The organism is Aliidiomarina indica (genome assembly GCF_015354615.1).
Taxonomy (GTDB): domain Bacteria; phylum Pseudomonadota; class Gammaproteobacteria; order Enterobacterales; family Alteromonadaceae; genus Aliidiomarina; species Aliidiomarina indica.
The window spans coordinates 60,628-86,368 of sequence record NZ_JACAVQ010000007.1 but is presented as its reverse complement, the minus strand read 5'-3'; the positions used below and the strand labels follow the sequence as shown (position 1 = coordinate 86,368).

General features: G+C 49.2%; 19 protein-coding genes and 1 tRNA gene. 7 read left to right on the top strand and 13 right to left on the bottom strand.

The window, feature by feature from the left end; all coding sequences use genetic code 11:
- Positions 1–65: 65 nt before the first annotated feature.
- The 3 genes from HXZ99_RS10415 to HXZ99_RS10405 all read right to left on the bottom strand — a co-directional run bounded on the left by HXZ99_RS10415 (position 66) and on the right by HXZ99_RS10405 (position 1,462).
- A complete protein-coding gene (locus tag HXZ99_RS10415) occupies positions 66–458 on the bottom strand; it encodes a hypothetical protein (RefSeq protein ID WP_194757238.1) in 393 nt (130 codons plus the stop codon).
- 68 nt (positions 459–526) lie between these two features.
- Positions 527–1,009, bottom strand: coding sequence for a pyridoxamine 5'-phosphate oxidase family protein (locus HXZ99_RS10410; protein WP_194757237.1), 483 nt, complete (start codon positions 1,007–1,009; stop codon positions 527–529).
- A gap of 366 nt (positions 1,010–1,375) precedes the next feature.
- Positions 1,376–1,462 (bottom strand) — tRNA-Leu (locus HXZ99_RS10405).
- 136 nt (positions 1,463–1,598) lie between these two features.
- Here HXZ99_RS10405 and HXZ99_RS10400 point away from each other — a divergent pair.
- A complete protein-coding gene (locus HXZ99_RS10400; RefSeq protein WP_194757236.1) occupies positions 1,599–2,120 on the top strand; it encodes an RDD family protein in 522 nt (173 codons plus the stop codon).
- An 11-nt stretch (positions 2,121–2,131) separates the two neighbouring features.
- Here HXZ99_RS10400 and lptG read toward each other — a convergent pair whose 3' ends face one another.
- Together lptG and lptF are read right to left on the bottom strand one after the other, a co-directional pair.
- The gene (lptG, locus tag HXZ99_RS10395) at positions 2,132–3,199 is read right to left on the bottom strand and encodes an LPS export ABC transporter permease LptG (RefSeq protein ID WP_194757235.1); all 1,068 of its coding nucleotides are present in this window, start codon (positions 3,197–3,199) and stop codon (positions 2,132–2,134) included.
- Positions 3,196–4,308, bottom strand: coding sequence for an LPS export ABC transporter permease LptF (gene lptF, locus HXZ99_RS10390; RefSeq protein ID WP_194757234.1), 1,113 nt, complete (start codon positions 4,306–4,308; stop codon positions 3,196–3,198). Before lptF ends, lptG begins: the two co-directional genes overlap by 4 nt.
- Before the next feature lie 284 nt (positions 4,309–4,592).
- On the opposite strand from lptF, the gene pepA reads away from it, so the two are divergent.
- Genes pepA through HXZ99_RS10375 form a run of 3 tightly spaced genes read left to right on the top strand, consistent with a single transcriptional unit; the run spans position 4,593 to position 9,412 of the window.
- Entirely contained in the window at positions 4,593–6,098 is a 1,506-nt protein-coding gene (pepA, locus tag HXZ99_RS10385; protein WP_194757233.1) for a leucyl aminopeptidase, read from the top strand.
- Positions 6,099–6,100: 2 nt separating this feature from the next.
- On the top strand, positions 6,101–6,541 hold the full coding sequence (locus HXZ99_RS10380; RefSeq protein ID WP_194757232.1) for a DNA polymerase III subunit chi: 441 nt from the start codon (positions 6,101–6,103) through the stop codon (positions 6,539–6,541).
- A gap of 27 nt (positions 6,542–6,568) precedes the next feature.
- Positions 6,569–9,412 (top strand): valine--tRNA ligase, encoded by a 2,844-nt coding sequence (locus HXZ99_RS10375; protein ID WP_194757231.1) that lies wholly within the window; start codon positions 6,569–6,571, stop codon positions 9,410–9,412.
- A gap of 68 nt (positions 9,413–9,480) precedes the next feature.
- Here HXZ99_RS10375 and rraB read toward each other — a convergent pair whose 3' ends face one another.
- The 6 genes from rraB to nudF all read right to left on the bottom strand — a co-directional run bounded on the left by rraB (position 9,481) and on the right by nudF (position 16,107).
- Positions 9,481–9,840 (bottom strand): ribonuclease E inhibitor RraB, encoded by a 360-nt coding sequence (gene rraB, locus HXZ99_RS10370; protein WP_194757278.1) that lies wholly within the window; start codon positions 9,838–9,840, stop codon positions 9,481–9,483.
- Positions 9,834–10,592, bottom strand: a complete 759-nt coding sequence (locus HXZ99_RS10365; protein ID WP_194757230.1) for a 1-acylglycerol-3-phosphate O-acyltransferase — start codon at positions 10,590–10,592, stop codon at positions 9,834–9,836. The genes rraB and HXZ99_RS10365 overlap by 7 nt, the downstream gene beginning before the upstream one ends.
- A 121-nt stretch (positions 10,593–10,713) precedes the next feature.
- Complete coding sequence (gene parC / locus HXZ99_RS10360) at positions 10,714–12,999, bottom strand: DNA topoisomerase IV subunit A (RefSeq protein ID WP_194757229.1); 2,286 nt, start codon at positions 12,997–12,999, stop codon at positions 10,714–10,716.
- A 39-nt stretch (positions 13,000–13,038) separates the two neighbouring features.
- Positions 13,039–14,937 carry a DNA topoisomerase IV subunit B gene (gene parE / locus HXZ99_RS10355; protein ID WP_194757228.1) on the bottom strand — a complete coding sequence of 633 codons (1,899 nt, stop codon included), beginning with the start codon at positions 14,935–14,937 and terminating at the stop codon, positions 13,039–13,041.
- A gap of 113 nt (positions 14,938–15,050) precedes the next feature.
- Positions 15,051–15,488, bottom strand: a complete 438-nt coding sequence (locus HXZ99_RS10350) for a DUF1249 domain-containing protein (RefSeq protein ID WP_194757227.1) — start codon at positions 15,486–15,488, stop codon at positions 15,051–15,053.
- Positions 15,481–16,107, bottom strand: a complete 627-nt coding sequence (gene nudF, locus HXZ99_RS10345; protein WP_194757226.1) for an ADP-ribose diphosphatase — start codon at positions 16,105–16,107, stop codon at positions 15,481–15,483. The genes HXZ99_RS10350 and nudF overlap by 8 nt, the downstream gene beginning before the upstream one ends.
- A gap of 287 nt (positions 16,108–16,394) precedes the next feature.
- Here nudF and tolC point away from each other — a divergent pair, with 287 nt between their 5' ends.
- Positions 16,395–17,747 (top strand): outer membrane channel protein TolC, encoded by a 1,353-nt coding sequence (gene tolC / locus HXZ99_RS10340; protein ID WP_194757225.1) that lies wholly within the window; start codon positions 16,395–16,397, stop codon positions 17,745–17,747.
- Positions 17,748–17,853: 106 nt separating this feature from the next.
- On the top strand, positions 17,854–18,828 hold the full coding sequence (lpxL, locus tag HXZ99_RS10335) for an LpxL/LpxP family Kdo(2)-lipid IV(A) lauroyl/palmitoleoyl acyltransferase (protein ID WP_331458493.1): 975 nt from the start codon (positions 17,854–17,856) through the stop codon (positions 18,826–18,828).
- Here the strand turns inward: lpxL and glnE are convergent.
- Positions 18,825–21,707: a bifunctional [glutamate--ammonia ligase]-adenylyl-L-tyrosine phosphorylase/[glutamate--ammonia-ligase] adenylyltransferase gene (gene glnE, locus HXZ99_RS10330; protein ID WP_194757224.1), complete on the bottom strand. Its 2,883-nt coding sequence runs from the start codon at positions 21,705–21,707 to the stop codon at positions 18,825–18,827. The genes lpxL and glnE overlap by 4 nt on opposite strands.
- The gene (locus HXZ99_RS10325) at positions 21,701–22,330 is read right to left on the bottom strand and encodes a CYTH domain-containing protein (protein WP_194757223.1); all 630 of its coding nucleotides are present in this window, start codon (positions 22,328–22,330) and stop codon (positions 21,701–21,703) included. The genes glnE and HXZ99_RS10325 overlap by 7 nt, the downstream gene beginning before the upstream one ends.
- Before the next feature lie 236 nt (positions 22,331–22,566).
- On the opposite strand from HXZ99_RS10325, the gene putA reads away from it, so the two are divergent.
- Positions 22,567–25,731: a bifunctional proline dehydrogenase/L-glutamate gamma-semialdehyde dehydrogenase PutA gene (putA, locus tag HXZ99_RS10320; protein ID WP_194757222.1), complete on the top strand. Its 3,165-nt coding sequence runs from the start codon at positions 22,567–22,569 to the stop codon at positions 25,729–25,731.
- Positions 25,732–25,741: the final 10 nt, after the last annotated feature.

Genomic DNA, 25,741 nt, shown 5'->3' with positions numbered 1-25,741 from the left:
CTTTCCGGACGCTATCCACGAGGAGTATCCGGTTTCCCTGACAAAGATACTTGCTGAGAATGTCATTACATACGTTCCAAAATAGAATTAGTCAGACGCTCAAGTTTATCCATTTTGTCAGCTATTTTGCCGTCTCTGGCGCGCCCCGCTTGAGTACCGGGTTCCATTTCCTGTTGGATATCATCAAGTCGGCGTTCCCGCTCTACCCGATCTGTCTGGCTATCCGGCAGATCCATATTGGCAACGATTTTTGCGCGCTCACTTGCAAGTTCATCATAAGACTTGGTTTGCGTGCTACTTGCAGACAACGCCTCATTGGTCTGTAGCTCAACAATGTCATCTGCTAATTGGCGAAGCTCTTTTTTGTCGTTGCCTGAAGCTTCATAAAAGTCACTTAAAGTCTTGCCACTTGGGATCCGATCTTTCAGGTAGCTTTGCAAATATTGTTCTGCACTCATCATCGCCTCCAGCTCAGTAAAAAGAAAAGATAGGTATGCCAATGCTCGGTTAGGGACTCACATACTAACTAGCCAAATTTTTCATTTTCGCCCAGGTTCGGCGTCTCATCTTTGATGTTGGCTCTGGCTATTTCGAAAAGCTGGAACAGCTTATTCTCATCAGCCAACCAATGCTCACCGAACTGGATATCTACCTCCAGCATTGCAACTTCTGGGTCCTCTTTACCATTGGGAAACCAGGCACCAACAAATGAATTCCAGTATTTGTCGATAAGTTCGCGATCCTGAGTCAGCCGGGCCGTACCAGACATAGACACATACACGCCATTTTTTGGATCCGCAAAGGTGAGCGAAACATCATTGTCCTGCTTCGTTTCCGACGTTTTCTCCGCACTACGTGGAGTGAAGAACCACAACGTGCCATCGTATTCATCCTGAACCAGGTGCATGGGTCGCGCCCTGGGCATCTCGCCGTCCAGCGTGACTAACATGCCTACTTTGATATCTTTAATCAGTTTCCATATTTTTTGCTTATGCTCGGGACTCGACATAGTTGCCGCCCTCCTCGAAAGTGTTTGCGTGACTTTTACTTCAATAAATTTGCACGTACAGCTTTTAGCCTAGCAATAGCTTGGGAGCGGTCAAGTCAAGAGGTAAAGGTTAAACCGATTTATCCAAGCGTCGGCAGAAAACTTTCGATTTTTTGCTAAGATGATGCTCCGATCCTGGCCAACCACGTTGATTACTTCCATATCGCGAACCTGGCGCAAGCTAGCCACCAGCGCTTCGTCTGGTTTTGCTTCGGTTTCCACTGTTTGAATAATGCTACGTAAGCGTTGATTCGCGTCTCGATGATTCGCCAGACAGATCGTCAACGCGCTGTAAAAATAATGTAGTCTTTATGATGTAAGTATAGATGGTGCCCGGGGCCGGACTCGAACCGGCACGGATTTTACTCCGGTGGATTTTGAATCCACTGCGTCTACCAATTTCGCCACCCGGGCATTTTTTGAGGTGGCGTTCTCGCGAGGAGAACGCTGCGCATTATACCCATGATCACGGCCGGTGCAAGCGTTGCTGAAAAAAAAGAGCGCTTCATGTATCATCCTGATTCTTTCGTGTTCAGGAATTCATCACATCATGTCTGATAGTCATTCTTCTGAAGATTTTTCGCCAGAAATTAGCGCGTTTCCACGGGCCGGTTTTTGGCGCCGAATAGGTGCCATTATTTATGACTTGCTAGTTGTTGCTGCCGTCATTATGTTTGCTGCGGGCGCAGTGCTCGCTCTGGTGTCAGGCCTTATTGCGTTGGATATTATCACGCTTGCAGAGCACCAAGACCATGCCAGTGTGGTACAAGGTAACCCACTATTTACGCTATATATCATTGCGGTCATTCTTTTGTTCTACGCGGGTTTTTGGCGGCGTGGGGGGCAAACTTTAGGCATGCGGGCATGGCGAATGCGCGTGCAAAATGCCGATGGGTCGCGAATTAGCTGGAAGCAAGGTTTTATCCGAGCGCTCAGCGCACTTTTCGGCTTGGGTAACCTTTGGGTGTTATTTAGCCGCGACAAGCTTGCGCTGCAAGACAGGCTCGCACAATGTGAAGTGGTTGTGCTGTCCGCTGAAGCAAATCAATATAAGAACTGGAAGCGCAAATAACTGCGCTGCCTCTAAATTCGATCTCGGCTCAAGATATAGATTGCGATTGAGGCAAATATGAGGCCTGGTAATACCGCTCCCAGCAGCGGCGGGATTTGATACACCTGTGAGATGGGCCCAAACACTTCATTGAACACATGGAAAACAAAGCCTGTCACTACCCCGAGCAGCACTCGGGCGCCCATAGTCACGGATCGCAGCGGTCCAAAAATAAACGATAATGCCACCAGTAACATCACGGCTACCGTAAAGGGCACCATTACTTTTCGCCAAAACGCCAACTCATACCGACTCGCATCCTGCCGATTCGCTTTGAGATAATTAACGTAACTATTCAAACCAGAAATTGACAGTGACTCCGGACGAACGGTAAAAATACCCAGCTTTTCAGGCGTAAGCGTTGAACGCCAGCTCCAACTGGCCAAACGATAGTTGCGTACTTCGGTATCAGATACTTCTGTATACTGGGCGTCGTGTACGCGCCAATCAGGGCCGATATAAGTTGCCCGGCCGCCATGCACCACTTTATCTAGCTCGCGCCCGGTAAATTGATAAATGGTTACGTTTCTCAATCGGCCCGTATCTTCTACTTCGCCAATATGAATAAAGTGCTCACCGTCTTTCGCCCAAATACCATGATCACCGCTAATCAAGCTGCCGCCCGAAACCGCTTGTGCTCTCAACTGACGCGCTTGCGCCTCCAGTTGAGGCGCCACCCACTCACCAATGACTAACACGGCCAGCATCATAACCACAGCGGCTTTCATCACCGATGCTATTAAGTTTAAGCGAGAACGGCCTGCTGCCATCATCACCGTAAGTTCACTATTGCTTGCGAGCAAACCCATACCAATGAGGCCACCGAGAAGCGCGGCAATAGGGAAAAACATTTCAACGTCGCGGGGGAAACTCAATACAACAAAGGCTAATACATCGGTCATGTCGTAGGTGCCACGACCAATGGCTCGAATTTGCTCGACAAATCGGATTAACGCACTTAGTCCGGTGAGCACCACGAGGCTTAACAACGATGTCACCAGAACCGTTTTACCAATATAGCGATCAAGAATACTTATCATGAGCGAAGTCCTCGCACCACGGCTCGGAAACGGTATCCCGTTGGACGTTCTCGGATCAGAAGTGAGATACCCACAATGAATAGCCCCGCGTGGATCCACCACAGTCCCAACCCTTCCGGCAACGAGCCGTCAGCTAAGGCTCGTTTGGCCGCCATTAGTACCATAAAATACGCCATATAAATGAGAATCGCCGGCCCCATTTTGGCGAATTTTCCCTGCCTTGGGTTCACCCGACTTAAGGGTACTGCTATCAACGCAAGTAACGGGATGGCGAGCGGAATCGCTATACGCCACTGCATTTCCGCATGGGCCTCACTGCCCGGCGTGTTCATGAGTTCAGCGGTAGTAACAGCCTCCAAACGGCGTCGCTCTTCACCATATTCTTGTTCGCGAATCTGTAGCTGATACTCATCAAAACGCATAACATGATGATCAAGGTTCACCAAGGATTGGGAATAGCGACGCCCATCATCGAGGACCAGAAGCTGCGCGCCATTGGCGAGAGTCTCTACTCGACCACGTGCTGACATGGCCACACTGGCGCGTTGATCGTCGGCATATTCGCCACGAGGAGGCAACTGCGCAACAAAGATTTCTTCAAGTTCGCCATCACGCCCTTGCCGCTCAACAAAAATAACAGCACGTTGCTGCACTGCTTGCTGAAAGCGGCCGGGTTGGATCACGGATACCCCTGCCTCAGCACGCGCACGCTCGGCAATGGTGTGTTCTTGTGCTAACGCCCAAGGACTCAGCCACAAGGTCAGCACCGATGTTATCAGGGCAACAATAACCGCAAACACCAAAGTCACTCGCGCGATGTACCATTCACTGACGCCGCAAGCATGTAGCACCGACATTTCATGATCGGTGTACATGCGGCCATGCGCCATTAAAATACCGAGAAATAGACTGATCGGTAGGATCAGCGAAGCTAACCCAGGCAATTGCAGGCCAAGCACCATGAGAATCAATTGCGCGGGAAGCTGTCCATCTGAGGCTTGCGTCAGTATTTGCACGAACTGTTGGCTAACAAATATAGTCAGCAGCACCAGAAAAACCGCGATTTGTGCTTTGAATGTTTCTCGTAAAACGTAACGAAATATGAGCACGTGCCCAGTCCTTAACTTCGTTTTTCACTGGAATTCACTGAATTTTTCAGTAAACTCTGTATTTTGGCAAGTTTAATGTGCGAAAACTGAGTATTTACGGGTTCTTCTTACAGAGATTTTTAACATTAACCTCTGTGTTACGGCCTTGATATTGCCTACTTGGCTTATTTTCCCAAGGATAAATAAGCCGACAGTGCACTTAGCAACTGTACCGTACAAGAATACTTCAGGCGCGCCACAATGATGCCATGCTTGGCATCAATAAACCAGAAATGGGAGTCATTATGGAATTCAATGTAAAGAGCGGTAGCCCAGAAAAGCAACGCTCAGCCTGTATCGTTGTCGGTGTGTTCGAACCGCGTAGATTGTCACCCGCGGCTGAGCAACTGGATAAAATTAGCGACGGATACTTAAGTAACCTGCTCCGCCGCGGCGACATTGAAGGCAAAGCTGGTCAAGTTCTGCTGCTACATAATGTTCCAAACGTATTGAGCGAGCGTATTCTGCTCGTCGGCTGCGGTAAAGAGCGTGAGTTAGATGAGCGCCAGTATCGGCAAATTATTAGCAAGACCATCGCCACTTTGAATGATACCGGTGCCATGGAAGCTGTATGCTTTCTAAGTGAATTGCATGTGAAAGGGCGTGATACCTATTGGAAAGTTCGCCATGCCGTTGAAGCAGCGCAAGCGAGTTTATATGTGTTTGACCAACTAAAAACACATAAGGAAGAGCCACGCCGGCCACTTCGCAAGTTGGTATTTAATGTCCCAACCCGCCGCGAATTGCCGATTGGTGAGCGTGCGGTCACGCATGGTTTAGCCGTCGCTAAAGGTGTTAAGTTGTGTCGCGACGCTGCCAACATGCCTCCTAATATTTGCACGCCGGTGTGGTTAGCTGAGCAGGCAGAGCTCGTTGCAGAGCAGTATGAACCACTTACGGTTGAACGGATTAATGAGTCTGATATGGCTGAATTAGGGATGAACGCATACCTTGCCGTAAGCCAAGGCTCTGCCAATCCCGCGGTCATGACACTCATGCATTATCGCGGCGCCAACGATGATCGTGCGCCTATCGTGTTAGTCGGTAAAGGGCTGACCTTCGATTCCGGCGGTATTTCCATTAAGCCTTCTGAGGCGATGGATGAAATGAAGTACGACATGGGCGGAGCCGCAGGCGTCCTTGGTACAATGCAGGCGCTTGCTGAGCTTCAATTACCTATTAATGTGATCGGCGTTTTAGCCGGCTGCGAAAATATGCCTGATGGTCGCGCCTACCGCCCTGGCGATGTCATTAAAACAATGTCGGGTCAAACCGTTGAAGTGCTTAATACCGATGCGGAAGGTCGTCTGGTACTGTGTGATGCCCTTACCTATGTAGAGCGCTATAACCCAGAATCGGTAATTGATATAGCCACCCTCACCGGCGCTTGCGTAATTGCCTTGGGCGCCCACGCCACTGGGTTATTGAGTAATCACAATCCGCTCGCACACGAGTTATTAAATGTGGGTAAGTTAAGCGGTGATCGCGCATGGCAATTACCTTTGTGGGATGAGTATCAGGAAATGCTTGATAGTCCATTTGCCGACATGACCAACCTCGGCGGACGTCCTGCAGGCACAATTACGGCAGCATGTTTCCTGTCGCGCTTTACCAAAAAGTATCATTGGGCGCATATGGATATTGCTGGCACGGCTTGGAAAGGGGGTAAGGATAAAGGCAGCACAGGCCGACCTGTCCCCATGCTGACACAGTTTCTGCTTACTCGCGCAAATGCCGCTCAGAGCGAATAATTGTGGCTCATGTCACTTTTTATGTGTTAAACGGCGAGCAACAGCCACCCGAAGCAGCCTGTGAGCTGCTTCTTGCTCGTCTACAGCAACGGCAACGCATTGCTGTGGTAACCGGGAACCGAGAAGCAGCTGAAGCGTTTGACGAGCTTTTGTGGCAGCGACCCGCAGAGCGTTTCATCCCCCATAATCTTTTAGGGGAAGGTCCTGCGGGCGGTGCTCCAGTGGTGATTGGTTGGGATCAGCCAATCAGCGCCTATGGTTACAGCAAGCATTGCTTGCTTAACTTAAGCGACAAGGTTTCAGAAGATGCGCATAAATTTCGGCAAATCGTCGATTTTGTGCCCACCGATGAAGACGGTAAAACACGCGCGCGTGAGCGTTATCGCCAGTATCGACGTTTAGGCTTTGAACTGAGCACCCAAGAATTTACAAAAACCGAATAAACACCAGATATTGTATTGAAGGACACTATGGATAAGACGTACTCGCCCCAGAATATCGAGCAACCGTTGTACGAACGCTGGGAAAAAGCAGGTTATTTCCGTCCCTCCAATCAGGGCGATTCTTACTGCATTATGATTCCACCACCGAATGTGACTGGATCATTACACATGGGCCATGCATTTCAGCATACCCTGATGGATACATTGATCCGCTACAAGCGCATGGATGGATTCAACACCCTCTGGCAAGTAGGAACGGACCACGCGGGTATCGCCACACAAATGGTCGTAGAAAGAAAACTAGCCGCTCAGGGGGTCAATCGTCATAGCCTCGGACGCGAGAAGTTTATTGAGAAAATCTGGGACTGGAAGGCAGAATCTGGTGGCACCATTACCCAGCAAATGCGTCGCTTAGGCGATTCCGTCGATTGGGAACGCGAGCGTTTTACCATGGACGATGGCCTTTCCAAAGCAGTGCAAGAAGTGTTTGTTCGTCTTTATGAAGACAACCTCATTTACCGAGGAAAACGTTTAGTTAACTGGGATCCCAAGTTAAAAACGGCCATTTCAGATCTTGAGGTCGAAAACAAAGAAAGTCAGGGTAGTTTGTGGCATTTGCGATATCCCCTTGCGGATGGCGCTACGACTGCCGACGGTAAACGTTATCTCATTGTGGCAACCACCCGACCAGAAACAATGTTAGGCGATGCGGCAGTGGCTGTGCACCCCGACGATGCGCGTTATAGCTCGTTGCACGGCGCGTACATTGAGCTTCCGCTTACGGGCCGTCGTATTCCAATTATCGTCGACGATTACGTCGACCAAGAATTTGGTTCCGGCTGCGTTAAAATCACCCCTGCACATGATTTTAACGACTATGATATTGGCAAGCGCCATGACCTACCCCTCATTAATATCCTTAGCGATGATGCCCATATCTTGTCCGCTGCTGAGGTATTCGATGTTAAGGGTTTGCCACGCACCGATGTGGCAACTGCCCTGCCTGAAGCGTTTGCCGGGCTTGAGCGCTTTGCTGCACGCAAAGCCATTGTCGCGGCGTTAGAAGCAGAGGATCTGCTCGATAAAATTGAAGCCCATACCAATAAAGTACCCTACGGTGACCGTTCGGGCGTCGTCATTGAACCATTCCTAACCGACCAATGGTATGTGCGCGTCGCTCCATTGGCAGAGACCGCCACCCAAGCGGTTGAAAATGGCGATATTCAGTTCGTGCCCAAACAGTACGAGAATATGTATTTCAGTTGGATGCGTGACATTCAAGACTGGTGTATTTCGCGCCAGCTTTGGTGGGGCCACCGCATTCCCGCTTGGTACGATGACTCCGGTAAAGTATATGTCGGACGAAGTGAACAAGAAGTGCGTGAGAAACATTCGCTTGCGGCGGATGTAGCCCTGCATCAAGATAACGACGTATTAGACACCTGGTTTTCTTCGGCTTTGTGGACGTTCTCTACGCTCGGTTGGCCTGACGACACCGAGGCATTAAAGACCTTTCATCCAACCGACGTACTGGTAACTGGTTTTGATATCATCTTCTTTTGGGTTGCACGCATGATCATGATGACGATGCACTTCTTAAAAGATGAGCAGGGTAAACCGCAGGTGCCTTTTAAAACCGTGTATGTCACCGGCCTTATCCGTGATGAACAAGGCAATAAAATGTCAAAATCGAAAGGGAATGTTATCGACCCTCTCGATATGATTGATGGTATTAGCCTCGACACCTTACTCGAGAAACGTACCAGTAATCTTATGCAAGACAAGCTAGCGCAGCAGATTAGCAAACGAACCAAAGCCGAGTTTCCTGAAGGGATCTCAGCCCACGGAACTGACGCATTGCGCTTTACCTTGGCTGCTTTAGCTTCAACCGGACGCGATATCAACTGGGATATGAAACGTCTGGAGGGCTATCGTAACTTCTGTAATAAGCTATGGAATGCGAGTCGTTATGTATTAATGAATACTGAGGATCAAGATTGTGGCCTTGCAGGCGGCGAACTTGAGTTATCGCTCGCTGACCAATGGATCATCGAACGCTTTAACGGAACCGTGAAACAATTCCGTAGTGCACTTGATCAATATCGCTTTGATCAAGCCGCTGCCATTGCGTATGAATTCACTTGGAATCAGTTCTGTGATTGGTATCTTGAATTAACCAAGCCGGTTATGACGCAAGGTAATGCTGCACAGCAGCGTGGTACGCGCCACACCTTGGTACATATCCTTGAGCAGCTATTGCGTCTGTTGCATCCATTGCTGCCCTTTATTACGGAAGAAATTTGGCAGCGTGTATCCAAACTTGCGGGCACCCACGCAGATACCATTATGAATCAGCCTTATCCGCAAGTTCAGAGCATTCGGTTTGCGCAAGCCCAAGACGATATGGAATGGCTGAAACAGGTGATTGTCGGTATTCGCAACATCCGTGGCGAAATGGATTTATCACCCAATAAACCTTTACCGGTGCTTATAGCCAAAGCGGACGAGACTGCAAAACGTCGACTCACTGACAACGGTTCGTTCTTGGCGGCGCTAGCGAAGCTGGAGAACGTTTCATTCCTCAGCGACGCAGATGAGATACCGGCCAGTGCGACTGCCTTGGTAGGCCGTATGGAGATTCATATCCCCATGGCAGGGCTTATCGACAAAGATGCTGAATTGGCGCGCTTAGGAAAAGCGATTGAAAAAGCGCAAAAAGAACTACAACGGATGGCAGGCAAGCTGAACAATGAGAACTTTGTCAGTAAGGCGCCCGCCGATGTTATTGAGAAGGAGCGAGAGAAGTTGCGCGACGCGGAAGAAACATTAGCACAGCTGCAAGAGCAACACGCAAGGATTCTCGAACTCTAATCAAACCTCATAAAAAAACCCGGTAAGTGCTACTGCAACTTACCGGGTTTTTTATTTAATTCTCGCGATTACTCTTCTTCTTCGTCTCCGAGGAAGGTGCCCCAGCCGTCGTATTCAACTTGGCAGGCATCGGCCACTTTACAGATCTCGCGTGTTTGCTCAGCAAGCGTCTGCTGGTCCGGTAAACACTCGGTGATGGCAGCAAAGTAAAAACATGGCTTGCCGTCGTCGAGCTGGAATTCCTCAGCGTCTTCTACGTGATAGCCAAGTTTCACCAACTCAACCGCAGCTTTCTCCAGTTTGCTGAAATCGGTACTCACCAAATGGTGTTCAATTTCCAGCTCTAAATCCGCGTCAAAACCCGCTTCAAGAATGGCTTCAACGGTTTCATCGCTTTGTGCTAACAAGGCTTCTAAATCGTTCATGATGACCGGGCTCCTTCACCCTCTGTCTGCTGTTGTGCATAAGCACTGACTTCACGATCAAGCTCGGTGATTTTGTGTAACATCTGCTGATACACATCAGCCATGAGCGTGCGAACATTGTCGCGCGAATAACCTTCGACGGCTACCGGCGGCAACATTTCGATAATCACTTTACCATTGTTCCAACGGTTGAGTTTAACTTTTTTCGTGGTCGTTGACATGCACACTGGCACCATAGGAACTTTCGCTTGCACCGCCGTATGAAAGGCACCCGTTTTGAAGGGCAATAAACCTTTACCATAGCTGCGCGTTCCTTCGGGGAACATCCAAATGGAAAGATCCTTGCCTTTAATGGCAGACACCGCGCTTGCAATGGTTCCATGTGCTCTAGAACTGTTCTTACGATCAATCAAAATATTTCCCGATAGCCAATACAATTGACCAAAAAACGGAATCCACTTCAGGCTTTTCTTGCCAATAGTGACCGTACCGGGCAATAAGCTTCGACTCATGGTGAAAATGTCGTAACTATTCTGGTGATTCGCCACATAAACAAAAGGGCCACCACGCTTAACTTCCTCGGGCACACGGATTTCTAACTTGATACCTAAAATTCTATGCATACGCCCAAATAAGTGCGCGAAAAGCGCCGTATTGTTACGGTGAAATGGGCGCAACAAGCAGAACAGCGAGCCAAGCACGCCTGCTAAAACAATAAAAATGCCGATAATCAGCAATCGAATTACAGCTAACATGTGTTCACTTAAATTTAAAAACGAACCCTCAGTATACCCGTTTACAGTAGAAATTGCTTCCAAAAAGAAAGGCCCTCTTGGTCAAACCAGAGGGCCTCCTATTGCGTACACTTGTACTTAATTACGATTCTTCTACGGACGTATCCACATCTGTCGAGGGGGCTGCGGCAAGCTCAACTTGCAACGCGTCTACTCGTTGCAGACCACGCGGAAGCTTATTACCACGACGTCCGCGCTCGCCTCGATAGTGTTCTAAATCAGAAGGTTTTAACGACAATTTACGGCGGCCAGCGACGATTGTTAATGTGGCCTCTGGCGCAAATACGGCAACCGCCTGTACATACTCCTCGCGCAGTTTTGCCCGACTCGAAGGAATACTCATCATTTTGTTCCCCTTGCCTTTTGCTAACTGGGGCAAATCTTTTACCGGGAAAACAAGCAAGCGGCCTTCATTTGAAACCGTGGCGATAAGATCACGTTCGAGATCATCAATAGGTTGTGGTGGCAGTACCCGTGCTGAACTCGGCAAGCTCAGCAAGGCCTTCCCGTTTTTCACCCGACTCTGCATCTCTGCAAATTTGGTGACAAAGCCATAGCCCGCATCCGAGCCCATCAACCATAAACTCTCATCTTTACCCATGAGAACCTTGGCAATACTTTCTCCGGCCACCAAACTGAAGCGGCCAGTAAGTGGCTCGCCTTGCGTCCGCGCCGATGGCAAACTATGCGCCTCACAGCTAAAACTGCGTCCGGAGGTATCGATAAAGACCACAGGCTGATTGGAACGGCCCGATGCCTGCCCAAGGAAGCTATCCCCTGCTTTGTAGCTCAAGCTGGCACCATCAACATCAGCGCCTTTTGCACAACGAACCCAGCCTTTTTGCGATAACACCACAGTGACTGGCTCGGACGGGGTTAGTTCGCGCTCACTTAGGGCGCGCGCTTCTTTTCGTTCGATAAGGGGCGAGCGACGATCGTCGCCGTATTTTTCGGCATCTGCCTGAAGCTCTTTCTTCACTAACGTGCGTAAACGACGCTCTGAACTGAGCAGCAGTTGCAGCGCATCTCGCTCCTTACTCAGCTCATCTTGTTCTGTGCGAAGCTTTATTTCTTCTAACTTCGCTAAGTGCCGTAATTTTAGTTCAAGAATCGATTCAGCTTGCGTATCCGTTAGCCCAAACCTTTCCATCAGTACCGGCTTAGGGGCATCCTCGCGACGAATGATTTCAATAACTTCGTCAATGTTTAAGAACGCAATTAACAATCCATCAAGGATATGTAGGCGTCGCTCAACTTTGTCCAAGCGGAATTGCAGCCGGCGCGTCACCGTTTGCAACCGATACTGAATCCACTCTTTTAAGATAGTGACCAATGGTTTTACTTTTGGGCGCCCATCTAGGCCAAGCATATTCAAGTTAACCCGATAGCTCTTCTCAAGGTCGGTGGTGGCAAACAGATGCGCCATAAGCTGCTCTGTATCCACGCGATTCGAGCGTGGCACAACCACTAAACGAGTTGGGTTTTCATGGTCTGACTCATCTCGCAAATCCGAGACCATCGGCAATTTCTTCGCCTGCATTTGCGCGGCAATTTGCTCGAGGATACGCGCGCCTGAGGCGTGATGCGGAATAGCATCAATAACAATCTCACCGTCATCAAGCGTGTAACGTGCCCGCATTTTGATGCTGCCTTTACCCGACTCATAAATCTTTTCGATATCTTCTGATGGGGTAATAATCTCAGCGTCAGTTGGGTAATCAGGACCTTTGATGTGCGCCATCACATCCTGCAACGATGCGCTCGGGGTGTCGAGCAACAACGTACATGCTGCAGTAACCTCGCGCACATTATGGGGAGGAATATCAGTCGCCATCCCCACCGCAATACCGGTAACACCGTTTAATAAAATATGGGGCAAGCGTGCAGGCAGAATCTTCGGCTCGTCCATAGTGCCGTCAAAATTCGGTACCCAATCGGATGTCCCTTGACCCAATTCACTAAGTAGGAGCTCAGAGAAGCGCGATAAACGTGCCTCGGTATAACGCATGGCTGCAAATGACTTTGGATCGTCGGCCGAACCCCAGTTTCCTTGACCATCCACTAACGGATAGCGATAGGAAAATGGCTGTGCCATGAGCACCATGGCTTCATAACATGCAGAATCGCCGTGCGGGTGGAATTTACCTAATACGTCACCCACGGTACGTGCGGACTTTTTGTATTTTGCCAAAGCCGAAAGACCCAACTCCGACATGGCATAGATGATGCGTCGCTGCACTGGCTTAAGACCATCACCAATATGTGGTAGTGCGCGATCCATAATGACGTACATGGAGTAATTCAAGTACGCATCTTCGGTAAACTTATGCAGCGGTAATTGTTCGATGTTTTCTAACGCTGTACTCATGCAGATTCCCAATCGTTGTTGTTCTGCTTATCAAGCTTTTTAAATAAGCTCGACCAGATTTCCTTTAGTTTCCAGCCATTCTTTGCGGTCGGAAGAACGTTTTTTGGCAAGCAACATGTCCATAAGCATGTCGGTCTGGGTCGTTTCATCCACCGTGAGCTGAACCAAACGCCGGGTGTTCGGATCCATGGTTGTTTCCCGCAATTGCAGTGGATTCATTTCCCCCAACCCTTTAAAGCGTTGGACATTCACTTTTCCGCGGCGCTTTTCAGCTTCAATGCGGTCGAGAATACCCTGTTTTTCGCTCTCGTCGAGGGCGTAAAACACTTCTTTACCCACATCAACTCGGTAGAGCGGAGGCATGGCGACAAATACGTGCCCCGCCGCAACCAAAGGACGGAAATGCTTTACAAACAGCGCACACAGTAATGTGGCGATGTGCAAACCATCCGAGTCGGCGTCGGCAAGAATACAAATTTTTCCATAACGCAGTTGCGTTAAATCAAGGGCCCCAGGATCAACGCCGAGAGCAACTGAAATATCATGAATTTCCTGAGAGGCTAGAATTTGGTCCGGATCAACTTCCCAGGTATTGAGAATTTTTCCACGCAAAGGCATAACCGCCTGAAATTGACGATCCCGTGCTTGCTTGGCTGAGCCACCCGCAGAGTCACCCTCAACCAAGAATAATTCGCTGCGGTCGGGATCTTGGGAAGCACAGTCGGCCAACTTGCCGGGCAAGGCAGGGCCTTGCGTGACACGTTTGCGCACGACTTTCTTAGCCGCTTTCATGCGCCGCTGCGCACTGGAAATACATAGTTCAGCAATCTGTTCTGCTAGATCGGTATGCTCATTCAACCACAGGCTGAACGCGTCCTTCACCACACCGGATACAAATGCAGACATTTGTCGTGAACTTAAGCGCTCTTTGGTTTGCCCTGAGAACTGTGGATCTTGCATTTTCACCGAGAGAATATAACTGCAGCGATCCCATATATCTTCGGGCGTGAGCCGCACACCACGGGGCAACAAGTTTCTAAACTCACAGAATTCCCGAAGCGCCTCGAGCATACCTTGCCGTAGCCCATTAACATGCGTTCCGCCTTGGGGCGTAGGAATTAGGTTAACGTAGGATTCACCTAGGCCTTCTCCCCCTTCTGGTAACCATGTAACGGCCCACTCTGCCCCTTCTTCTGTGGCATGAAACACACCGACAAAAGGTTCTTCCGGCATACGCGGCAAATCGCCTAGCGCTTCTGTGAGGTAATCACGCAAACCATCTTGGTAACACCAGGTAATACTTTCACTATTCACATGGTCTTTGAACGTGATCGTTAAGCCCGGACACAAAACGGCCTTGGCGCGCAGTTGATAACGTAGCCGAGTCACTGAGAATTTTGCAGAGTCGAAATATTGAGGATCTGGCCAGAAGCGAACTCGGGTTCCACTGTTTCGTTTACCTACAGTGCCGGTTACCGTGAGATCAGATACTTTATCGCCATGCTCAAATGCCATTTCAAACACTTGCCCATCGCGACGTACGGTGACATTTACACGGGTAGACAGCGCATTAACCACACTGATACCTACGCCGTGTAAGCCCCCTGAAAATTGATAGTTTTTATTAGAGAATTTACCGCCCGCGTGAAGCTTGGTCATAATCAGCTCAACGCCGGGAATACCTTCCTCCGGATGAATATCTACCGGCATCCCTCGACCATCATCAATCACTTCGAGGGATTGATCAGCGTGCAAAATAACTTCGATGGTTCGGGCGTGCCCTGCCAGCGCTTCATCCACAGAGTTATCGATCACCTCTTGGCCCAAATGATTCGGACGGGTGGTGTCGGTATACATACCGGGACGACGTTTGACAGGTTCGAGGCCGTTGAGGACTTCAATCGAGTCCGCGCGATAATCTTTGTTTTGAGTTGTCATGGAAGCAACGTACCTGATTATTCTTGTATTCGAGCTATCCTGAAATGTTCAGAGCAAAAACGCAAGCCCGAAAATAGGCTTCGCGTCCAGTTTGTTGATGTAACCGCACTTGTTTATCCGACAGGGGCGAACTGCCAAGCGCTTGCGGCGCGTCCTTGGCGGAAACACAATTTTAGCCATTCCGAGAGATGCTGACTCAACTGCAGCTTTTCATCTTTTTGATGGGCAACTGCGTGTAACTTCTTGCCCTGTAACGCTGTGAGCCGATCTTGACCTTGGCAATCAATGATCTCCGCCATTCGCGCATCATGATATAAACGCACCAAAAATCGGGCTTGTAGATAATCGGCTACGTCAGGTGCCACTTGTGTCACTTGCAAATCCGTGGTGTATCGTGATTCCGAGGTGCAGCGCAGCTCGAACTGTAATAGATCACCCACATGAATGGTCCGCTCCGAATCCCCACGCGGCAGCAAACGCGCTAACGCAGAATAATTGCGCTCAGCGAGACTGTGTAAGTCTTTTAAGTTCGGCACATAACGTTTATTCATCGAGTTCTGAAAACCCCCATTCACGACGGTATTTATTCACATGTAGACTCAGCCATTGTAGCCCTATCACAGTTGCAGCGTTATCCACTTTACCATTTTCAAGCATCGACATCACTTCAGCTCTTGCCATAGGCTGCACCCGAATATCCTCGTGTTCCTCCGCAAGACCACCGTAGTCTGCGGCACGTTCGCTATCTACCCGTGCCAAGTAGATATAGATACGTTCTGTCATTCCGCCTGGGCTTGACAGGTAACTCAACGCGTAATGCAATGAATCTGCAGTTAAACCTGCTTCTTCTTCTAATTCCCGCTGCGCCACCTGCTCTTTGGTTTCGCCTTCATCCACCATGCCCGCGACCAACTCCATCAGCCAAGGACTCTCACTCGTTGCGATGGCCCCCACCCGAAACTGCTCCAACATAACGATGCGATCACGGATTGGATCATAGGGGATCACCACGACAGCATGACCTCTATCCATTACCTCCCGTTGCATCAGGTCGCTCCAGCCACCATTGAATAGACGGTGACGTAAGTGGTATCGGCTGATTTTGAAAAACCCCTTGTAAATAGGCTCTTCCGTTTCTATTTCGACATCCGTTTTGGTAAAAGTTGGCACCTGTACTCCTTTTCATTGTAAATTTCATACATTCTGCACAATGTTCATGCACCATAAGCCTCTAATCAAGTAAAACGCAACTGTTGGGCTGTATACGAACAGTTTAGGTCGCAAGATTTACGCAGGTGAGCGCCTTTACGTAGGCTATTTTCAATAATCTGTTACACTTTTTGCCGTAATTACTTGACCTACGGGCTTACTTTGGCGCACAACAACGGCTAGAATAGCTCCAGTTTTTTGCTGCAAAATTTTCGCTGTACCTTTTTGCAAAAAGGAAATAAGTACCCATGAAGATCAAAATCTTGTCTGTCGCGCTGACAATGGGGCTGGGACTTGCTGCGTTCCAGGCAAATGCGACAAACCTTGCTGACGTTTATCGTTTGGCACTAGAAAACGATCCTCGCTTGTTGCGCGCTGCCGCTGAGCGGGATGCGGCCAAATCAGGTGTTGATGTATCGCGTGCCGACTGGTACCCGCAAATCAGCCTTGATGTCGGCTACTCAGATACTCGGTCAGATACCATTCAGCCACAAGAAGATGGCTTTTTCACCGCGACTACAAGTACGCAAACATTTAGCCAAACCGTGCGCTTAAGCCAGTCTGTGTTTAACCTCGCAACCTGGCGCGGTACCGGTATTGTTGAAAAGCAAGCGTATCAGGCGGAAGTTAATTATCTATTAACGCGCCAGCAGTTGTTGTTGCGGGTTACTGATGCCTATTTCGCAGTTCTGCAAGCGCAAGATAACTTGGAATTTGTTCAAGCAGAAAAGCGCGCGATTGAGCGTCAGCTAGAGCAAACCAAACACCGTTTTTCGGTAGGCCTCACCGCGATTACCGACGTGCATGAAGCGCAAGCGCAATTCGATAATGTCGTCGCTCGAGAAATTCAGGCAGAAAACGCCGTCGAAATTTCACTTGAGGGCTTGCGTGAGATCACGGGTCGTCAGCATTACGATATTCATCGCTTAAATACCGAGCGCTTTGAACCGGTGCGTCCAGATCCACAAGGCGTCGACCGTTGGATTCGCTTGGCCCACGAGCGTAACCTGCAGTTGCTGGTCAGCCGTACGGGTCTAGAAATTGCCGAGCAACGCATTGAGTTAGCACGCGCCGGGCATTACCCACGCGTCAACTTAACGGCGAGCTATCAAAATCGCGATCAAGACACGTCGACGATGGGCAACTCGCGTAGTTTAAGCGGCTTGAACACACGCAATATTGGCTTAGAAATGTCATTACCACTCTATTCAGGTGGTCGTACTATCGCCAGCACTGAACAAGCACGCAATGATTACGTCGCTGTGAGCCAAACTCTTGAAGAGAATCGTCGAACAGTCGAACGCGCAGTTCGCAGTGCCTACTTCGATGTAGTTGCTAGCATTTCAAGTATTCGAGCGTTTGAACAAGCGGTTGTTTCTGCTGAGAGTGCACTGAATGCAACGCAGGTAGGTTTTGAAGTAGGAACTCGCACCATTGTTGATGTACTCGACAGTACACGTAATCTGTTTAATGCGCGCCGCAACTTATCGGAGGCCAGATATACGTACGTCAACCGGATTCTAGCTCTCTATCAAGCGGCTGGTATTATTTCGGAAGCAGACATGCTATCGATTAACGATGGTTTAACTGCCCCAGAGTAACCTCTACGCGCTACTCGCTAACAAAGCCGACCTCAGGTCGGCTTTGTTTTTCTTTTGTCATGACTTCGTTACAATGCGCAAAGAATAATATGAAGGATCTGCTCACGTGGCCAACCAGTCATCTATTAAATCCGTAGAGTTACCGCGCTTTCGCATTTATTTTTTGCATCCGAAGTTTTGGCCAACTTGGGTTATGGTTGGCTTCCTCTATCTCCTTTCTTGGTTACCCTTTCGGTTACAAATTGCCTTAGGTAAAGGATTAGGTTGGCTGCTCTATAAAATCATGCCAAAGCGTGTGGCCGTGGCCCGTCGTAACCTTGAATTATGCTTCCCTGAAATGTCTGAATCCGAACGTGAGGCACTGTTAAGAGAAAACTTTGCCAACAATGGGGTGGCCCTGTTCGAAACGGGAATGGCGTGGTGGTGGCCGGATTGGCGGATGCGCCGCAAGTTGCAAGTTGAGGGCTGGGAGCACATAGAGCATGCTGAAGCTGCTGGAAAAGGTGTCTTCTTATTACTTTTTCATTTCTTGTGCCTTGAAGTTCATGCCCGTGTCTTTGGTCTAATGAAGCCTTCCGTGGGCTTATATCGGCCGCACAATAATGATCTCATGGAGTATCTACAAACACGCGGTCGCAGTCGCAGCAATAAATTTATGATTCAACGCAAAGACGTGCGCAGTATGCTTGCGTCTTTAGATCAAGGCGAAGTGGCGGGCTATCTGCCAGATCAGGATTACGGCCGCAATCGCGCCGTCTATGTGCCTTTGTTCCATGTGCCAGACGCTTGCACAACAACCGGTACCACCATATTTGCCGCAGGCGCAAACTGCGAAACCTTAATCAGTACATGTGAACGCCTTCCGGGCAATCAAGGCTACCGATTGAAAGTGTATCCACCGAAACATCCGATACCTAGTGGCAATGAAACCAAGGATGCGGAGCACGTGAATCTGGAAGTGGAGCGTGCGATTCGCGCCATGCCCGCCATGTATATGTGGGTACATCGTCGCTTTAAAACCCGTCCAAGCGACGATTTAGATAGTTATTACCCGAAGCACCAACGGCGCAAAAATAGTTAATCTTCTGTTTGCGGCCATTCATTGAACAAGTCATGCCAGGCTTCACTGACATGTTGCGTATGCTCAGTAAAGGTGCGCTCACTCAAACTGCCCTGCTCGGCAAGGGCTAAACGATGAGCTTCAAAACGAAAGGCTTGATAGGCAGAAATTAGCTGATTCGCTTGCTTCGCGGGTAATAGTTTATGAGCGCTCGCATTCTCAAGTATGCGTATATTGTCGGTCCACACGCACAAATCAGGAAATTCATTACTCCAGCGCAACACCAAATATTGTGTGATAAATTCGATGTCAGCCATGCCTCCGGGCATTTGCTTTACATCACTTAAATCGGTTTTACGCTGCCATAAATGCTCACGCATCTTCCAACGCATATTCAACACATCTTCCTGCAAACTTTCACTATCTCGTTTAAGCCGCAACACATTCCGTCGAATTGCATTGAATTTTTCCAGCAAGGTCACCGCACCAAACACATATCGAGCCCGCACCAGCGCTTGCAGTTCCCAGGTCCATGCGTCCGTGAGAAGATACTCTTTATAGGTGCCCATGCGCACCACTAAAAGTCCTGATTGCCCAGAGGGACGCAGCCTCAAGTCCACCTCATATAACACACCACCCATAGTGCGTGTGGTGCATAAATGCAGGATTCGCTGGGCGAGCCTTAAATAGAACTGCTGCACATCAATCGGGCGCTCTCCATCCGTTTGTCCGCTAATGTCATCGTCACAAACAAATACTAAATCCAGATCTGAGCCGTAACCGAGTTCATATCCGCCAAGTTTGCCATAAGCGATAACAGCAAAGCCCGTATCGCTCTCATCGCGACCCGGAGGCGTTCCATGTTTCTCGGCAAGTTGCCGCCAAGCCATCAATACAACTTGCTCAATAATGGCCTCGGCCAAATACGTGAGATGATCACTTACCCGCATAAGATGAACGCCATCGTTCAAATCGGCAGCCGCCACCTTTAATTGAAATATTTGCTTTACGTGTCGCAGCGTATCCATTTGCGCTTCTACATCATTTTGCGGAAGTCGCATCATATATTCGGATACTTGATTGCGATAACTCGACACGTTCGGCAAATGATAGAGCTGCACAGGATCAATGAGCTCATCAAGCAGCCAAGGAAACTTGGCCAGTAGATGGGCAATCCAAGGGCTGGAGCCACATAAAAAGATTAACTGAGTTCTGGCTTCTTCATTCTCCGCCAAAAGTTCTAAATAGGTGGAGCGCGACATAATTTGCGCTAGAACTTCAAAAACCCGTTTAAGCACGAGGGCCGGATCTTTCTGCGCCAAGGCGTTTTCTATGGTCACTGGAACCAGTTGAGCGAGAAGTTCACGGCCACGGGGCCCTGAGGGGCGCTTCTTGGTTAACTGACGAAATTCCTGGATGTGCTGCCAACAAGCCTCGGCATCTTTTGCGCCGCCTTCTGTGAGTACATCAAGGGCCGTGTCATCTTCAAGTAGGTCCTGCCATAACACCGAGTATTCGCTATCTTCCGCGCTCAACATATCGGCTTCACCACCAATTGCATCAAGGAAATGCCGATGAATGCTTTGCATGACGCCATGCAATTGGTCATGAAATTCTTGCCAACCGGCATCGGTTGCCGCAAAGCCTGTGGCCAGTAGGACACGCGCTCGATTTAGTTTATCTTCAGGTAAGGTTTGGGTTTGCTGATCATCAATTTCTTGCAGAACGTGTTCAACCTTGCGCAAGTACGCATAACCATGAAGCAATTCATCTACTGCATGAGCGTCGAGTAACCGATGCTGCTCACAAATGCTGAGTGCCGATACTAACGAGCGCGTTTGTAATTCCGGTTCGCGTCCGCCGCGGATGAGTTGGAATACTTGGGCAATAAACTCAACTTCGCGAATGCCCCCCAAACCCAATTTAATATTCTGAGATACGCCTTTACGGCGCGCCTCTTGATTGATCATCAATTTCATTTTGCGCAAGGCATCAATGGCGCTGTAATCAAGATAGCGACGATAAACAAAAGGCCGCAACACGTCCTGCACTTCTGCCTGCAATGCCTCATCAGCGCCTAATACCCGCGCCTTTACCATGGCATAGCGTTCCCACATTCGGCCTTGTTCGTGATAATAGTCCATCAGGGCAGCGAGACTCGATACAATCGGTCCTGATTGGCCAAATGGGCGTAACCGCAAATCAATTCGAAATGGCTGACCCTCGGCAGTGTTCTCGCCTAATAAGCGCATAAACTGCTGCGCCAGCTTGCCAAAATAGAGCTCAAAATCTACGTTTTGTCTGCCTCCGGTGGTTTCACCTCGTTCTGGAAAGCAAAAAATCAAATCAATGTCGGAAGAAAAGTTAAGTTCTTCACCGCCAAGCTTGCCCATAGCCAGTGCAATCAAGGGAACTTCAGCCTCGTCTTTTAAGGCACGCCCATACCGATCTGCCAACAGCTCCTTGGACAGATCTAAAGCCTGTTCAATCAGCATATCGGCAATGGCGCTAGTTTCTTGTAACACGCGCTCTAGGGGCATCCAACCCAAAAGATCGCGGCCTGCGATCCGGGCCATTTCGATATGGCGAAAACGTCGAATCGCTGCCAGCAAGTCACGCTCACCCGTACCTTTGGCAAGGGTCTCTTGCAACTGCTCTACAGATGCAGGTAAAGGACTAAATAGGCGAGTGAATACGGCTTCAGAGTAACGCTCCACTGTCCGCACGAAAAACGGACTGACCACGCTTAACCAGTGTATCTGCTCTACCTTAGAAGCGTCCAAGCTGGCACCCGCAACAATATCTTCCATGCGATCCCATGTTGCGCTTTGCTCTTTCGCCAACGCCTTAGGTAGCGCAAAATCTATGGGCTCTAGGTTTAGCTGGGGTAAGCTTAACATCCGCGACCACGCTGCGCTTTAGCTCGCAATGCAAACCCGCGCTGGGCTTTGCTGTGAGTTCCTGGCGAAAGTACCACCGACTGTTCTAAATCAGACACCATACGCTCGATTTCACTCACATCGCCGGAAACTAACTCAAGTTCTAATTCTAATATTTCTTCCTGCAAGTCACCGGAGAGAATATGGCCTTTATCAAGAGCCACCTCGATCGCGGTTCCTTCTGACTCACACAGCCAGCGGTGACGCAAAAAGTTAACGTGAAACATCGGCTCAAGGCGTTCAGTGAGCGCCTTTGGATCCAGATGTTCATCAAAGATCTCTGCGGGGAACTTGGTTAGGTCGGGTCGATCAGAATCGCATGGTTGGTTATACTCTGGTCGTTGACTCATGGCGCCTTGTTGGATACCCGCCAATTTAATGGTTTGTTCACACTGGTCATTCCAGCGTCGAATGCGTAATCCAATTCGCTCTTCACTGAGTATTTCATCGGGTGTATCAAAATAAATATTTTGCAGATGAAGAGGCTCCAGACGTTTCGCTCGCACGTCTAAATACTCTTGGAGGGCTTGTATTTCTTTACTATCAATCAAAAACTTAAGTTCAACTTCTTGGTCTCTAGTCACGATAGCGCCCCTTTGCTTAATTGATTCCATTGTGCCCTATTCTGCGGCTGTAACCCAATCAGGGTCAACCTCGGATAAACCGTTCGTTATCGCAAGATTCACGGAACTCATCGGGCAAGTCAAAAAATCCTATCGACAAAGCTTTACCCAGCGCAAAATAACCATACAATGGCGACCATGTTCCCGTGCGGATCTGTGGTACCGATTTCTATCGGTTTTTGCTTACAGGAGACGTAATGTTTAAAGCCAGTCAAGTGTTGTCTCAACACAACCAACCTCAGCAGCTAAAAGCGCTGAGACAGGCGATCACCGACAATTACTCGGTGGATGAAAATGCATACTTGGAAGAGCTAATCGCGCTGGTCCAGGACGATGATCAGACCGTGCAATCGCTCACTCAGGCAGCACACGATCTGGTGCATGATGTACGCGAAGAAACCCAAGGCGGTGACGGCGTCGATGCATTTTTACAGCAATATAGCTTAGACACCGAAGAAGGCATTATTCTTATGTGTCTGGCGGAAGCGTTGTTGCGTATTCCAGATAGTTTTACCGCAGACGCCCTGATTCAAGACAAGCTAGGCAAAGGTGCCTGGAATGACTACATGAAGAAGAGCGAGTCCATTCTGGTCAATACCGGAACCTGGGGGCTGAACCTTGCCACTAAGGTGGTTAATCCTCACGGGCGGAAGAAAGACGAACCAGTGAATCGTTTTCGTCGTTTAATAAAACGCTTAGGTGAGCCGGTTGTGCGCACTGCAACCTATCAAGCAATGAAGCTGATGGGAAAACAGTTTGTTTTAGGCCGTACAATTGAAGAAGCCTTAAAAAATAGCCGCAAGAATCGTGAAATTGGGTATACCCATAGTTACGATATGCTGGGCGAAGCCGCGCTTACTAGTAAGGACGCTGCACGCTATAAACAAGCGTACGTGAATTCCATCCAACGTGTCGCGGCAGAAGAGTTTAATAATCCCGACGTACCTCGGCCCACGATTTCGATAAAGCTTTCGGCTCTACATCCGCGTTACGAGCTTGCCAACAAAGAGCGCGTGCTCACTGAGCTAGCATCCACCCTTACCGATTTAATTAAGCTGGCAAAAGACGCCAACGTTGGGGTGAGTATTGATGCCGAAGAAATGGACCGCTTAGAACTGTCGCTCGATTTATTTGAGAAAGTGTATCGCAGCGGCGTATGTAAAGACTGGCCTTATTTTGGCTTGGTCGTTCAGGCCTACTCCAAGCGCGCGCTTCCGGTGCTGATGTGGATTAATACCCTTGCGCAAGAGTGCGGCGACGAGATTCCTGTGCGCTTAGTAAAAGGCGCGTATTGGGATACGGAAATTAAGCACTGCCAGCAACTTGGCCTGCCTGGATATCCAGTATTTACCCGCAAAGCAAGTACTGACGTGTCGTACATGGCGTGTGCTCGTTATCTATTGACGGATGCCACTCGTGGGAATATTTATCCACAATTTGCCACACACAATGCCCAGACCATTGTCACCGTTCAGCATCTAGCCGGTGACCGTAAATATGAGTTCCAACGCCTGCACGGCATGGGTAAAGATCTCTACGATGCGTTCTTGGCTAAAAACCCGGGCAAAACAGTACGTATTTATGCCCCTGTGGGGGCCCACAAAGAGTTACTGCCCTATTTGGTGCGGCGTTTGCTGGAAAATGGGGCAAACAGCTCGTTTGTGCATAAATTACTCGACCCGAAAGTACCTATTGAAGACTTAGTCGAGCATCCGCTTGTTAATTTGCGGAAAAAGCCTTCTTTGGCCAATGACAAAATTCCACTCCCGTCACAGATTTTCGGGCAACGCAAGAATTCACTGGGGTTAAATATGAATATCGAATCTCAAGGCGCGCCTTTCTTTGAGAAGGTTCGCAGCTTCCAAAACAATCAGTGGCAAGGTGGCCCGGTCGTTAATGGCAAACTCGTAGAAACTGGCCAGCGCGTCGGGGTCACGTCACCACAACAAAGCACGCTTCAAATTGGAACCATTGGCTGGGCCGATGCCGAACTGGCAGAAAAGGCGCTTGAGTTAGCCAATAAAGCGTATCCGCGTTGGACCAATACCGACGTTAATGTACGCGCAGAAGCCCTCGAAAAGCTCGCCGATTTGCTCGAAGAGCATCTGCATGAACTTATCGCTTTATGTACCCTTGAAGCGGGCAAGACCCTGCAAGATGGCATCGATGAAGTCCGTGAAGCGGTCGATTTTTGTCGCTATTATGCAAGCCAAGCGCGCACGCTTATGGGCAAAGGTGACAAGTTGCCTGGCCCAACCGGAGAAACCAACGAACTCTTCGTGCAAGGCCGCGGCACCTTTATTTGCATTAGCCCGTGGAACTTTCCACTCGCCATCTTCTTAGGTCAAGTAAGCGCGGCATTAGCCACGGGTAACTGCGTAATCGCCAAACCGGCTGAGCAAACCGGGTTAGTCGCTTATCGTGCCGTTCAATTGGCGCTTGAGGCTGGAATTCCTGGCGATGTACTGCAATTCCTACCGGGCAAAGGTGCCGAAGTGGGTGCGTTCTTAGTGAGCCAAGAAAATATTGCAGGCGTCTGCTTTACCGGCTCCACCAATACCGCACAAGCAATTAATCGTGCATTAGCCGCACGTACCGGCGCTCTGGTTCCCTTGATTGCGGAAACCGGTGGACAAAATGCAATGTTGATTGATTCAACAGCATTGCCAGAACAGGCGGTTACCGACATTGTTGGCAGTGCCTTCAAAAGTGCCGGCCAGCGGTGTTCTGCACTGCGTGTACTTTACGTTCAAGACGACGTTGCCGACCGCATTATCGACCTTCTCAAAGGCGCAATGCAGGAACTCTTGGTAGGGGATCCTATTGAACACAAAACAGATGTTGGCCCTGTCATTGACGGCATTGCGAAAACCAACTTGGAACAACATATTATCGATATTCAACATGTCGCAAAGCTCATCGCTGAAGCGCCTATGCCGGATTACACCCAAGGCGGTACCTTCGTGACGCCAACGGCGATTGAAATCGATAGTATTAGCCAGTTGCATCGGGAAAACTTTGGTCCGATCTTGCATGTGATTCGCTTTAAACGCGATCAATTGGATCAAGTCATCGACGATATTAACAATACTGGCTTCGGCTTAACCTTTGGTATTCATAGCCGTAACGAAACCTTTGCCTACGATGTTGCCAAGCGCATTAATGTGGGCAATGTATATATTAACCGCAATCAGGTTGGTGCCGTTGTTGGTGTACAGCCATTCGGTGGGCGTGGGTTGTCCGGTACTGGTCCAAAAGCCGGTGGTCCTCACTACTTGTATGCGTTTATGACTGAAAAAACCTTCAGCGACAACATCACTGCAGTGGGCGGGAATGCAACCTTGCTCTCCCTTGGTGATTAAACCGAGCGTT

Excerpts from the sequence above, each read along its gene's own strand:
- HXZ99_RS10415 (WP_194757238.1), bottom strand. The coding sequence starts at position 458 with ATGAGTGCAGAACAATATTTGCAAAGCTACCTGAAAGATCGGATCCCA.
- HXZ99_RS10410 (WP_194757237.1), bottom strand. The coding sequence starts at position 1,009 with ATGTCGAGTCCCGAGCATAAGCAAAAAATATGGAAACTGATTAAAGAT.
- HXZ99_RS10400 (WP_194757236.1), top strand. The coding sequence starts at position 1,599 with ATGTCTGATAGTCATTCTTCTGAAGATTTTTCGCCAGAAATTAGCGCG.
- lptG (WP_194757235.1), bottom strand. The coding sequence starts at position 3,199 with ATGATAAGTATTCTTGATCGCTATATTGGTAAAACGGTTCTGGTGACA.
- pepA (WP_194757233.1), top strand. The coding sequence starts at position 4,593 with ATGGAATTCAATGTAAAGAGCGGTAGCCCAGAAAAGCAACGCTCAGCC.
- HXZ99_RS10375 (WP_194757231.1), top strand. The coding sequence starts at position 6,569 with ATGGATAAGACGTACTCGCCCCAGAATATCGAGCAACCGTTGTACGAA.
- HXZ99_RS10365 (WP_194757230.1), bottom strand. The coding sequence starts at position 10,592 with ATGTTAGCTGTAATTCGATTGCTGATTATCGGCATTTTTATTGTTTTA.
- parC (WP_194757229.1), bottom strand. The coding sequence starts at position 12,999 with ATGAGTACAGCGTTAGAAAACATCGAACAATTACCGCTGCATAAGTTT.
- parE (WP_194757228.1), bottom strand. The coding sequence starts at position 14,937 with ATGACAACTCAAAACAAAGATTATCGCGCGGACTCGATTGAAGTCCTC.
- HXZ99_RS10350 (WP_194757227.1), bottom strand. The coding sequence starts at position 15,488 with ATGAATAAACGTTATGTGCCGAACTTAAAAGACTTACACAGTCTCGCT.
- tolC (WP_194757225.1), top strand. The coding sequence starts at position 16,395 with ATGAAGATCAAAATCTTGTCTGTCGCGCTGACAATGGGGCTGGGACTT.
- glnE (WP_194757224.1), bottom strand. The coding sequence starts at position 21,707 with ATGTTAAGCTTACCCCAGCTAAACCTAGAGCCCATAGATTTTGCGCTA.
- putA (WP_194757222.1), top strand. The coding sequence starts at position 22,567 with ATGTTTAAAGCCAGTCAAGTGTTGTCTCAACACAACCAACCTCAGCAG.